At 62.4% G+C, this 11,315-nt stretch carries 12 protein-coding genes; 1 reads left to right on the top strand and 11 read right to left on the bottom strand.

Annotation, left to right across the window (positions count from 1 at the left end; genetic code table 11):
* Window positions 1-191: hypothetical protein (locus RIF72_RS15985; RefSeq protein WP_309075821.1), on the top strand; the 191-nt coding region annotated here is incomplete at its 5' end.
* Between the two features lie 268 nt (window positions 192-459).
* Here the strand turns inward: RIF72_RS15985 and RIF72_RS15980 are convergent.
* From RIF72_RS15980 to ftsH, 11 genes are all read right to left on the bottom strand, one after another.
* Window positions 460-1,977, bottom strand: a complete 1,518-nt coding sequence (locus tag RIF72_RS15980) for a DHA2 family efflux MFS transporter permease subunit (RefSeq protein WP_309075820.1) — start codon at window positions 1,975-1,977, stop codon at window positions 460-462.
* A gap of 105 nt (window positions 1,978-2,082) precedes the next feature.
* On the bottom strand, window positions 2,083-2,985 hold the full coding sequence (panC, locus tag RIF72_RS15975; RefSeq protein ID WP_309075819.1) for a pantoate--beta-alanine ligase: 903 nt from the start codon (window positions 2,983-2,985) through the stop codon (window positions 2,083-2,085).
* A 5-nt stretch (window positions 2,986-2,990) separates the two neighbouring features.
* Window positions 2,991-3,899 (bottom strand): DUF2520 domain-containing protein, encoded by a 909-nt coding sequence (locus RIF72_RS15970; protein ID WP_309075818.1) that lies wholly within the window; start codon window positions 3,897-3,899, stop codon window positions 2,991-2,993.
* Window positions 3,892-5,481, bottom strand: a complete 1,590-nt coding sequence (locus RIF72_RS15965; RefSeq protein WP_309075817.1) for a PH domain-containing protein — start codon at window positions 5,479-5,481, stop codon at window positions 3,892-3,894. The genes RIF72_RS15970 and RIF72_RS15965 overlap by 8 nt, the downstream gene beginning before the upstream one ends.
* Window positions 5,478-5,990 (bottom strand): PH domain-containing protein, encoded by a 513-nt coding sequence (locus tag RIF72_RS15960; protein ID WP_309075816.1) that lies wholly within the window; start codon window positions 5,988-5,990, stop codon window positions 5,478-5,480. Before RIF72_RS15960 ends, RIF72_RS15965 begins: the two co-directional genes overlap by 4 nt.
* On the bottom strand, window positions 5,971-6,492 hold the full coding sequence (locus tag RIF72_RS15955) for a DUF3180 domain-containing protein (RefSeq protein WP_309075815.1): 522 nt from the start codon (window positions 6,490-6,492) through the stop codon (window positions 5,971-5,973). The genes RIF72_RS15960 and RIF72_RS15955 overlap by 20 nt, the downstream gene beginning before the upstream one ends.
* Window positions 6,489-7,034 carry a 2-amino-4-hydroxy-6-hydroxymethyldihydropteridine diphosphokinase gene (folK, locus tag RIF72_RS15950; protein WP_309075826.1) on the bottom strand — a complete coding sequence of 182 codons (546 nt, stop codon included), beginning with the start codon at window positions 7,032-7,034 and terminating at the stop codon, window positions 6,489-6,491. Before folK ends, RIF72_RS15955 begins: the two co-directional genes overlap by 4 nt.
* On the bottom strand, window positions 7,031-7,390 hold the full coding sequence (folB, locus tag RIF72_RS15945; protein ID WP_309075814.1) for a dihydroneopterin aldolase: 360 nt from the start codon (window positions 7,388-7,390) through the stop codon (window positions 7,031-7,033). The genes folK and folB overlap by 4 nt, the downstream gene beginning before the upstream one ends.
* A 12-nt stretch (window positions 7,391-7,402) precedes the next feature.
* Entirely contained in the window at window positions 7,403-8,308 is a 906-nt protein-coding gene (gene folP / locus RIF72_RS15940) for a dihydropteroate synthase (RefSeq protein WP_309075813.1), read from the bottom strand.
* Between the two features lie 5 nt (window positions 8,309-8,313).
* On the bottom strand, window positions 8,314-8,949 hold the full coding sequence (gene folE, locus RIF72_RS15935; protein WP_309075812.1) for a GTP cyclohydrolase I FolE: 636 nt from the start codon (window positions 8,947-8,949) through the stop codon (window positions 8,314-8,316).
* A 10-nt stretch (window positions 8,950-8,959) separates the two neighbouring features.
* Complete coding sequence (gene ftsH, locus RIF72_RS15930) at window positions 8,960-11,029, bottom strand: ATP-dependent zinc metalloprotease FtsH (protein ID WP_309075811.1); 2,070 nt, start codon at window positions 11,027-11,029, stop codon at window positions 8,960-8,962.
* Window positions 11,030-11,315 lie beyond the last annotated feature (286 nt).

Genomic DNA, 11,315 nt, shown 5'->3' with positions numbered 1-11,315 from the left:
AAAGCGCTACCGGAACCGGTGAATTGAAAGGGAGTCGGTCGCTATCTTTCCGCATCAGCGGCGGCGACTCGAATAACTTTACACGCGCCCAACCCCCACACCAAATCCACCCCAACACCACCCAAAAGCCCCGCAAACACAAGGAAAACAAACCCAAAATCCCTCCAATCAGCTCAAACCCGAATCTGTGAAGCGCGTCACCAGTCAAACCCGAGGGAAGTAAGCGAGCGATCAACCCAAACCCGAGGGAAATGAGAGAGCGTCGAAAGGAGGCGGCGACCGATACCCAACCACCGCCGTCGAACCCTCAACCCGACCGGCAACCACGCTCTTAAAGCAACAACGCTCCCCCACTAAAAGTGAGAAAGCGTTGAGCTCAAACCCGAGGGACCTGCAAGAGCGTCCGGCTCAAACCCGAGGGATGTGAGAGAGCGTCCGAAGGAGGAAGCGGCTGGAGGCTTAGTGGCCTCCGTGGCCTCCGGCGCCGGCCGTCTTGCGCATCATGGCACCCAGCACCACAGCGGCCACGGCAATGAAGGTCGCAGCCAGGAAGGCTGTCTGCATGCCGGCTACCTCGCCCGAAGACGCAGAGACCACAGCATAGATGGACACCAACAGCGCCGTTCCGGCCGCGCCCGCAACCTGCTGCGCGGTACTGATGATCGCTGAACCGTGGGAGTAAAGGTGCGGGGGCAAAGGGTTGAGGCCAGTGGTGAATGCCGGCGTGAACAGCAGGGCCAGCCCAAGGCTAAGGGTGACATGCAGGGCAATGACCCAGCCGAGGGCACTTCCCTCATCCAGACGGGAGAACTGCCACAGGGTCAGGACCATAAGTACTGAGCCCGTCACAGTCAGCGGCAAGGGACCCACTTTGTCGAAGATCCGCCCGATGACCGGCCCCAGCAAGCCCATGGCCAAACCACCCGGCAGCAGGGCCAGTCCGGTCTCCAAAGGCTGGAGGTGCAGGGTGTTCTGGAGGTACAGCGGCAACAGGATCACGCCGCCGAACAGGGCCATCATCGCTACGACCAAGAGCAGCGTGGAAACCGTGAACATGCGGAACTTAAAGGCGCGGAGATCCAGCAGCGGGGCGTCGGACTTCTGAAGCTTGAGCTGGCGGAAGACAAACAGTGCCAGGCAGAGGACACCGACCACCAGTGCAATGACGGGAACAACGCCTGCCTCGGCGCCACCGATCTGGCTCAGGCCGTAAACCAGCCCACCAAACGCGGGCACGGTAAGGATCACCGAAGGAACATCCAAGGTGGTCTTCTCCCGCTCCCCCACGTTGGTGAGGTACTTGGCGCCGATAGCGAAAGCGGCCAGGGCAACCGGCAGCACGAAGACGAACATGAAGCGCCAGGAGAAGTGGTCAAGGATGATGCCGGAAACGGTGGGTCCCATGGCCGGTGCAACCGAGATCGCAATGCTGACGTTGCCCATGACGGCGCCGCGCTTGGACATCGGCACCAACGTGAGGATGGTGGTCATCAGCAGGGGCAACATGATGGCAGTACCACCGGCTTGGACGATACGCGCCACCAACAACACCAGGAAACCCGGCGCCAATGCCGCCAGCAACGTTCCGCCACTGAAGAGTCCCATGGCAAGCATGAAGGCCCCGCGCGTGCTCATCCGCTGCAGGATGAAGCCGGTGGTGGGGATGACGACAGCCATGGTCAGCATGAACCCAGTGGCCAGCCACTGCACGGTGGACGCGTTCACCTGAAGGTCCGTCATGAGGCGCTGGAGGGCTACGTTCATGATGGTCTCGTTGAGGATCACCACGAAGGTTGCCACCAGCAGCGTGACAATGACTGTCACGGACTCGCGTGACATCTTCCCGGACACGGGCGCCTGCGGGACAGGCGCCTTTGAGGCCGGAGCCTGCGGGGCTGCGGCCTCTGCAGAGATGACGGTGCCGGAAGCGCCCGATTCAGGCTTGCCGTTGGCGTCGGACGTGACGTCGGTAGACATGAGGATTCCCCAAGGTTTGGATTTGATGTCCGGCGATCTGTGCCGGTGAAGACTAAAACAGTCTAAACACCCATCCAATTCCCATCAGCAGAAAAATTCCAAACGTTAGGAAAACAACGGTGCGTTGTCGATAAGCCGCACCGGTCCTACCTTGGCGGCGATGATCGCCAAACCCTCACCGCGGAAGGGAGTCTCCTTGCAGTTCTCCGCGAGCGGTTCCAGCGTGACGGGATGGACGACGTCGAAATAGTCCAGTTCCACGAGCGGCTGGGACTCCACAAGCTCGACGGCGGAATGGAGGTCGAGCGGTTCGTGTGCGTTTGCACGGGACTCAATGAGGCGCAAGGCCCGAGACAACACCAGCGCGGCTTCGCGTTCGTCGTCGGAAAGGAATCGATTGCGGCTGGAGAGCGCCAACCCATCCTCATTGCGAACGATAGGCACTGGCACGATCTCCACAGGGAAGTTCAGGTCCGAGACCATTCGCTTCACCAACGCCAACTGCTGCGCGTCCTTCTGCCCGAAGTAGGCCCGGTAGGCCGCCGTCGTGCCGTCCGCTGAAGCACCTCCGGGCAGTCCGTAGTGCAGCAGTTTTGCCACCACGGTGAGCGCGCCGTCGAAGTGCCCGGGGCGCGAGGCGCCTTCCCACTTGTCGCCCAGCGGGCCTGACGTCACCCGAACCAGAGGCTGTCCTCCGGGATAAACCTCCTCAACGGACGGCACGAAAACCAAGTCCACACCCTCAGCGTCAAGCAGGGCCATGTCGGCGTCGAGCGTACGCGGGTAGCGGTCCAGGTCCACGGCGTCGCCGAATTGAAGCGGGTTCACGAAGATGGTGGCCACCACCACGTCATTCTCTTCCACTGCGGTCCGGGCAAGTGCCGCGTGCCCTGAGTGCAGTGCACCCATGGTGGGCACCAGCCCCTGCGAACTTCCACCTTTGGCAGCAAGGAGTTTGGCGCTCTCGGCCCGCAGTTCGGTCGCGGTGGTCACGAGTTTGATGGCCATGCTGTTCAGTTTCCTTCCGCCGCTTTGGGTTCGGCGCCCAAGGCCTCATCTATCTCGGTCAATTGTTCAGGGCTCAGCAGTCCGCGATTTCCCGCCCTGCGCGCAGTGGCCCGCGCCATGGCCTGGTAGGCCGCAAGAACATCCCCGCCTGCGCCGCCGTCGTACTCCTTCAGCGCCTGGGCGTGCGCGGAAACCGTACCTACGTCCCCACGCGCTACGGGACCGGTCAGCGCGGATTCGCCGGACGCGAGAGCGTTCTCAAGCGTCGCGCGCAGCAGTGGACCAAGCATGGCTTCCGGAGTTTCGACGCCGATCTCCCGCAGCATCTGCGATGCCTGTGCCACCAGCGTGACCATGTGATTGGAGCTGTGCGCGAGGGCTGCGTGATAGAGGGTGCGGTCGGCTTCAGCAATCACTACCGGCTCTGCGCCCATCTCCACCACCAGCGCCTGAGCGATCGGCAGCATGGCAGCATCAGCAGTGACCCCGAAAGTGCAGTCCATGAGCCGGGTCAGATCCAGGCTCATGCCCGTGAAGGTCATGGCGGGATGAAGTGCCAGCGGTATCGCCCCGACCGCACGGACCGGGTTGAGGATCCCGACGCCGAACCGGCCTGACGTATGCGCCACCAGTTGACCGGGCTGCCAGGATCCGAGCTTGGCCAGCCCCGCGACCAACTCGCCGAGGGCGTCATCCGGGACGGCAAGCAGAACGAGCTCGGAGCGCTCCACGATGTCCTGAATCTCCAGGATCGGGACGCCGGGAAGCAGGTTTTCTGCCCGCTCGCGGCTCGCCTCGGACACAGCAGAAACCCCGACGACGGCGTGCTCGGCTGCGCGCAAAGCGGCACCCAACACGGCCCCCACCTTGCCTGCGCCGATGATGCCGACGCCGAGTCGTCCTGGCCTAGCCATCGTGGCGGTCCTCCTGTTGCGGTGAAGTCTGGGCTTGCGTGGGATCAGCGAGCTGTTGCTGTTGAGCCGGTTGCGCCGGAATCGTGGCTGCGACCTCCGGCGACTGTGGAGCCACCTGCGCCAGCCATTGTTCGCTGGTTTGCCTCTTCCGTGCTTCCCGGGCACGGGCGGCCTGCTGATCGAAGAGCTCCACAGCCTGCTCTACTCCGGCTTGGAATACCCGGGGTGAGACGGGACCTGCCGTGGTGTGGAGGACAAGATCGGCCACTCCGAAGCGCCTCGCCCACGGGCCTTGGTGAAGTGCCATGGATTGCGTCCGCTGGTGCGGAACCATGACCAGCGTGTGCCACCAGCGGCCGGATCGGATCAGCAGCGCAGTTCTGGTGGCAAAGAATCCGTTGCGACGCCAGCCCAACGGGGCCAACAAACGGGCGCGGCGGGGGGTGGTGATAAACCCGTCCCCCGGCGTCGACTCGGCTCCTACCGACGAAATTCCATCCAGCCCAGCGGTGAACACTCGTTCCGGATCCTCAACTCCCGGATCAGGCAGCACCAACGACATCATCCGCAGGACATCGGACTTCATGCCAACAGGGAGCAACATGGTGCGGGCCGCACCTTCGGAACTGCCCGAAACTCCGTAACCCGCAACATTGACGTGCATCCGATACCAGCCGAAGATCCTCCAAAGGGGTGGCTGAGTCACCATGAGGGCCTGGATGCGTCCGGGAGGCAAGGTCTGCGCCTGAGTATCCAGAAGACCGTATCGAAGGCGGATGCCGTCCGGCGAGATTGCAGCCGTGAAGTTGTAGCCCTTGTTGAAGGAATTCCAGTACGCTGCGCCGATTCCCAGAACGCCGGGGATGAGCGCCAGGAAAAGGGTCTGGTTCTGCGTGAGAACTGAAACAACAACAACTACGGCGGCGCCAGCCAGGATTCCGATGGTCTGCTCGCTCAACAGCAAGGAACCGATGAGACGGGACGGCGGCACGGACAACACAACATGCTCGGGAGCTTCGGGGATTTCCTCTGCCGTCTCGGGCCCACTGACCGCACCCGCCGCCCGAGCAAGGATGGTGGCACGTAGCTGCTTGGCTTGGTCCAGCGGGAGGTAAGCGAGCCGCACTGCCGACTCCCCGGCGTCGGCCACTTCAAACTTAAGCTCAGCAAGCCCGAAAATCCGAGCCAAGAGCGGCTGCACAATGTCGATTGCCTGAACGCGATCCAAACGGGCTTGCCGTTGCTGCTTGAACAGGAAGCCGGTATTGACGCGGACGTACCCCGCGGCTACTTGATAGCGCGTGAAGTACCAGCTGAGGATGAAGCCGCCTACCGTCAACAGCAGCACCGCTGCGCCGCCAGCGAGGAGCCACGGCACCCGGCCGCTGAGGTTTGGATCCAGGAAATCCCGGCCCTGCAGCATCCGCTCGAAGGCGTCGCGGCCAAAGAAGAATCCGACGGCGGCCAGCGCCACCCAGCCCCGAACGAAGGGTGACGCGGGGTGGACGCGGTTCCAGGGGCCGTCGACCGCTGGCTCCGGTTTGCCCGGGAGGCTCTCAGTTGGGCTACTCTCCAGGCTCACAGCCCGGCCAACCTGGCTTCTCCGCGAGCCGAAAGCTGCTCGCGCAAGCGTGCCCCCTCCGCTGAGGGAAGGCCCGGCAACTGCGCATTGGTTCCCGCTGACGCGGTGTGAAGTTTGAGCGTGCACAAGCCCAAGCTGCGTTCAACGGGACCAACAGCAACGTCCACGTATTGCATCCGGCCGTAAGGGACCACCATGGTCCGTTGGAAGAAGATGCCACGGCGGATGAGGAGGTCGTCGTCGCGCTCGGCATAGCCGATAGCGCGAACCTGGCGTGGAATCAGCACCAGCCGCCATAACGCCAACACCAGCATCACTGCGGGAACCGTGATGGCCAACCACAACGGCGGCCACCGCCACCAGCCGAGCAGCACGAAAATGAGGGGCAAACTGAGGAACGCCAGCATCACTACGTTGCCGATAGCCCACTCCACCAAGCGAACCGTGACGTACTTCGGGGAAACCCTCAGCCACTGAACACCGGGAGGATCAATCGCCTCGGTATGCATACTCGCCTTCACCTTTAGTTTCGCCGCGACGGGTTTCCGGTCCGGCGGTACCACCTTCCAAATCCTCCGGCGGGATCCGGCAGAACCGCTCCACCACGAGTCCAACCACCACCATCACCACACCGCCGCCGCCCATCAGCAGGGCATTCCACAGAATTCCTTCACCGCCTCGCAAACCACCAATACGGAGTAGATCCACCGCGATTCCCGCATGCCAGCCAAGAAGCAGCGTCCCGGCGTAGGCGCAGGCCTGGGCAAGAACCAGTGTCCTTGCCGCGAGGATCGGGTTGAGCAGATTCTTCTTCTTACCGTTGCGCCAGCGCAGCACGCGGATGCCCATGACGAGCGTCAGGACGGCGATGATAACCATGGTGATGAGTGCGGAGACCGGCAGCACCGGCGTTGGCATGCTGAAACGGTTGGTCGTGACCGTTGCCAACCACCCAATGATGGCAGCCACGACGGCGATGAGCACCAGGACTACGGGGCGCATTGCTTTCATGGCTGTTCCACTGCTCCCGTCGCCGGCACGCCGGCTACGTCACCGAAGCCGTCGAAGCGCCGGATGTCCGGCATGTCAGCGGCGACGGCGGCCAGTTCCGCCACGTTTTGGCCGTTCAGCGTGGCGTGGGGCTCCAGCAAGGACCACGGGTAGAGCACAAAAGCGCGCTCAGCTGCCCGCGGATGCGGAATGGTGAGAACGGGATCGTCGCTGACTACGTCGCCGAACACGATGATGTCAACGTCAAGTGTTCTTGGACCCCAGTGCACCTCACGGGTGCGGTGATGTTTCTGTTCCACCGCGTGGCAGTGCTTCAAAAGTTCCAACGGGGTCAACGTGGTCTCCACAGCCATGACCATGTTCAGGAAGTCAGGTTGGCCATCCGGGCCGCCCACTGCCTTGGTCTGCACCACCGGCGATACACCCAAGAGGCGCACCTCCGGCGGATCCACCAGATCTGCGACGGCAGTGGACAGGGTGTCGTTCCGCTCCCCCAGGTTGCTGCCAAGAGCCAGAATGGCCTTGGTATAGCCGGACATTATGATCGCTCCCGGTGGACGCTGACAGTGACGTCGCCAAACGGCACCTCGATGGGCGCCTTGGGCTTGTGAACGGTGACATCGACGGCGGCTACGTTGTAGTCCGCGAGGATGGCCTCGGCAATCCTGACAGCAAGACCCTCGATGAGGTTCAAGGGCTCGCCCTCGATGTGTTTGGTAATCAGTTCAGCCACTTCACCGTAGTGGGCTGTGTACTGGAGATCGTCCGTATCAGCCGCCTTGGTGAAATCCGTGTATAGCACGGCGTCCACAACGAAAGGCTGGCCGTCACGGCGTTCGAAATCGAACACTCCGTGATAACCGACGGCGGTGACGCCGGTCAGCGTGATCCTGTCCACAGCGATATCCAATCAGCGGGAAATGCGGGCGGCGACCTTGACGGCGTCAAGGCTGGGGCCGACGTCGTGAACGCGGACAGCCCAGGCGCCCTTAGTGGCGCTCAACGCGGTGATGGCAGCGGTGGCTGCGTCGCGTTCCAAGGGCGCAGCCGACTTTCCGGCCACTGTGAGGAGCGATCCGAGGAAACGTTTGCGGGAAGCAGCAACCATCACCTTGTGGCCCAGAGTGAAAAGCTGGTCCAAGTTTTTCAGGATCTCCCAGTTCTGGTCCTCTTTCTTGGAGAATCCGATACCTGGATCGACGATGATCTGCTCCGGCGCAACGCCAGCTGCGTAGAGCTTGTCGCGGACACCGCGGAGCTCAGCCACCACGTCCTCCGTGACGTTGCTATAGTCCGTGAGGCTGTCCATGGTCAGGGCGTCGCCACGGCGATGGGTCAGGATGTACGGAACCTTGGTCCGGGCAACGAGCTCGGGCATGTCCGGTTCAATCGTCAGGCCCGAAACGTCATTGATGATGGCTGCGCCCGCCTCAATGGCAGCAGCGGCGGTGGACGTGTGCATCGTGTCGATGCTCACCAGCGCCCCGGCCTTTACCAGTGCCTGGATCACCGGGATGACGCGTCGTTGTTCCTCTTCGGGGGAAACAGGTTCAGCGCCCGAACGGGTGGATTCACCACCGACGTCGATGATGTCTGCGCCTGCGTAAAACATACGCAGGCCGAGCGCGATGGCGGTGTCCGGTGTCCGGTGAGTGCCGCCGTCGCTGAAGGAATCCGGGGTGACGTTGAGGATTCCCATGACGAGCGTGCGGTCCGTTGGCAGGTCCTCAAACCTGGCAGCGGGTCGCGGTTTGCGCAGAATCGGCAGCGGGCTTGTGGCCGGGCCGGTTCCAGGTGCTGCAGCGAGGGAGTCCATAGTGCTTACCTTCCGAGTATGAGGCTCATGGCCTCGGCGCGGGTGGCCGGGTCATGGAGTTGACCGCGCACCGCACTGGTGACGGTCTTTGCGCCGGGCTTGCGAATGCCGCGCATGGACATGCACATGTGTTCACATTCGACGACCACAATCGCGCCGCGCGGGTTGAGGTGGTTCACCAACGCCTCAACGATCTGCGTGGTGAGTCGTTCCTGCACTTGCGGGCGGCGCGCGTAGATATCGACCAGCCGCGCCAACTTGCTCAGGCCGGTCACTTTTCCGTCATGTGACGGAATGTAACCAACATGCGCGACGCCGTGGAACGGCACCAGGTGATGCTCGCACGTCGAGTAGAAGGGGATGTCCTTCACGAGGACAAGCTCTTCATGGTCGAGGTCGAACGTGGTGGAGAGGACGTCCGCAGGGTGCTGGTGCAGCCCTGCAAAGACCTCGGCGTAGGCCTTGGCCACGCGCTTTGGCGTGTCCAGGAGGCCTCCGCGATCAGGGTCTTCACCTATCGCCAGGAGAATCTCACGGACAGCCGCTTCAATGCGCGGACGGTCCACTTTATGGCCATGCTTGGAGCCCGCGGCGGAACCGTGGGCGGCGGCGAGGTCGTCGTCGTCGTCGAAATGAGTCACAGCAGAAAGCTTAGCCGTGATGCGGGTGGTCGTTGCCGCCGTCGGGTTGCGGGGCTTGGAATGACTCTTGGCTGCTGACTCCTTGGGCGTGGGGTGCTACTACGTCCAAAGGCTCGTCCAGCCGGGCCTTCTTGGCCTCTTCCTGGGCTTCGCGTTCCGCTTTCTCAGCGCGGGATTCCACGGGCGGGATGGACTGGACCGGACGGGATTCCTTGGACAACCAGATCTCGCGGAAATCGCGCTTACGGATGTCGTGGAAGATCTCGGCGATCTCCGTCTGGTTCAGTGTTTCCCGCTCCAGCAGTTCCAGCGCCAAGCGGTCCAAAACGTCCCGGTTTTCCGTGAGGATGGCGTAGGCCTCATCGTGAGCCTGGTCGATCAGGCGGCGTACTTCCTCGTCCACAACGTAGGCGATTTGGTCGGAGAAGTTGCGCTCCTGTGCGGCGTCGCGGCCGAGGAACGGTTCGCCACCGCCCTGGCCCAGCTTCACGGCACCAACACGTTCGCTCATGCCGTACTGGGTGACCATCTTCCGGGCCGTGGAGGTGGCCTTTTCGATGTCGTTGGAAGCACCCGTGGAGGGATCGTGGAACACGATTTCCTCAGCAACGCGTCCGCCCATGGCGTAGGCCATCTGGTCAAGCAGTTCGTTGCGGGTGACCGAGTACTTATCGTCTTCCGGGATCACCATGGTGTAGCCGAGCGCACGGCCACGGGGAAGGATGGTGATCTTGGTGACCGGGGCCGAGTTGCGAAGGGCAGCAGCAACCAGGGCGTGGCCACCTTCGTGGTAGGCGGTGATCTTGCGCTCGAGTTCCTTCATGACGCGGCTGCGTTTCTGCGGGCCGGCCATGACGCGGTCGATTGCCTCGTCCAGTGCGCGGTCATCGATCAGATTGGCATTTGAACGCGCAGTCAGCAGCGCGGCTTCGTTCAGGACGTTAGCCAGGTCCGCACCTGTGTAGCCCGGAGTCTTCTTGGCAACACCCCTGAGGTCGATGCCCGGGGCCATAGGCTTGCCCTTGGCGTGCACATTAAGGATCTGTTCCCGGCCGATCATGTCCGGGGCTTCCACTGTGATCTGGCGGTCGAAACGGCCCGGGCGCAGCAGCGCGGGGTCAAGGACGTCGGGACGGTTGGTTGCCGCGATAAGGATGACGTTGGTCTTGACGTCGAAGCCATCCATCTCAACGAGGAGCTGGTTCAAGGTCTGCTCGCGCTCATCGTTACCGCCGCCGATGCCGGCACCGCGATGACGTCCAACGGCGTCGATTTCGTCAACGAAGATGATGGCCGGGGAGCTTGCCTTGGCCTGTTCGAAAAGGTCGCGAACACGGGAAGCACCAACGCCGACGAACATCTCTACGAAGTCCGAGCCGGAGATGGAGAAGAAGGGAACGCCAGCCTCGCCGGCAACAGCGCGGGCCAGCAACGTCTTACCGGTGCCTGGAGGGCCGTAGAGCAGCACGCCCTTGGGAATCTTGGCGCCGACTGCCTGGAACTTTGCCGGTTCCTGGAGGAACTCCTTGATTTCCTGGAGCTCTTCCACGGCTTCGTCAGCACCAGCAACGTCTGAGAAGGTCACCTGGGGCATGTCCTTGTTGACCAGCTTGGCCTTGGACTTGCCGAACTGCATCACCTTGGAGCCGCCACCCTGCATGCGGGAAAGCAGGAACCAGAACAAGACACCGAGCAGCAGGACAGGGATGAGGAGGGAGAACAAACCGGAGAACCAGTTATTCTCCACCGGCTGGTCAGTGAAGCCTTTGTCCGGGTTGGCGTTGGTGACAGCCCTCACCACATCGGGACCGCGATCCGTGACGTAGAAGAACTGGACGTTCTTGCCCTTGTCCTGGCCGTCCAGGTTCAGGTTGTCCTTAAGCACCAAGTCAACGCGGTTCTCGGCGTCGAAAATCTTGGCCTGCTCAACCTTCCCGCTTTGGGAAAGGAGTTCGAGGCCGTCTTTGGTGTCAATGCGCGTGGAACCGCCCGGAGCCAGTGTTGCGAATGCCACCAGGAGCAAGCCAACGACGACAACAATCCAGATGCCCGGGCCCTTGAAGAAACTCTTAGCTTTCATCTGATCGGGGTTTTGCCCCGTCCCTCCTGGTAGTGCTGCAAGGCGCAACTTCTGCGCGCGAGTGGTGCTGCTTCAGTTTCAAGCTATACACCGTTCCCAGTAATTCACGCATCGGAAAGTGCAAAAGTTCCCTCTGGGCGTACACAGGATACTCGCGTTGTGCGTGCTGGGACAGGGTTTTGTGCCGCGTTGCGGGGATAGGTGCCTGCTCCACTGGTTAGGCGGTGCGCCCATTCGCGCCAATCGCCCCCTTAACCACTGGTGCGAACGGCGGAAAAGGGCGCGG

It is taken from the genome of Paenarthrobacter sp. (assembly GCF_031180005.1).
GTDB lineage: Bacteria > Actinomycetota > Actinomycetes > Actinomycetales > Micrococcaceae > Arthrobacter.
The sequence above is the reverse complement of the archived record's forward strand: the minus strand, read 5'-3'. Positions and strand labels throughout refer to the sequence as shown.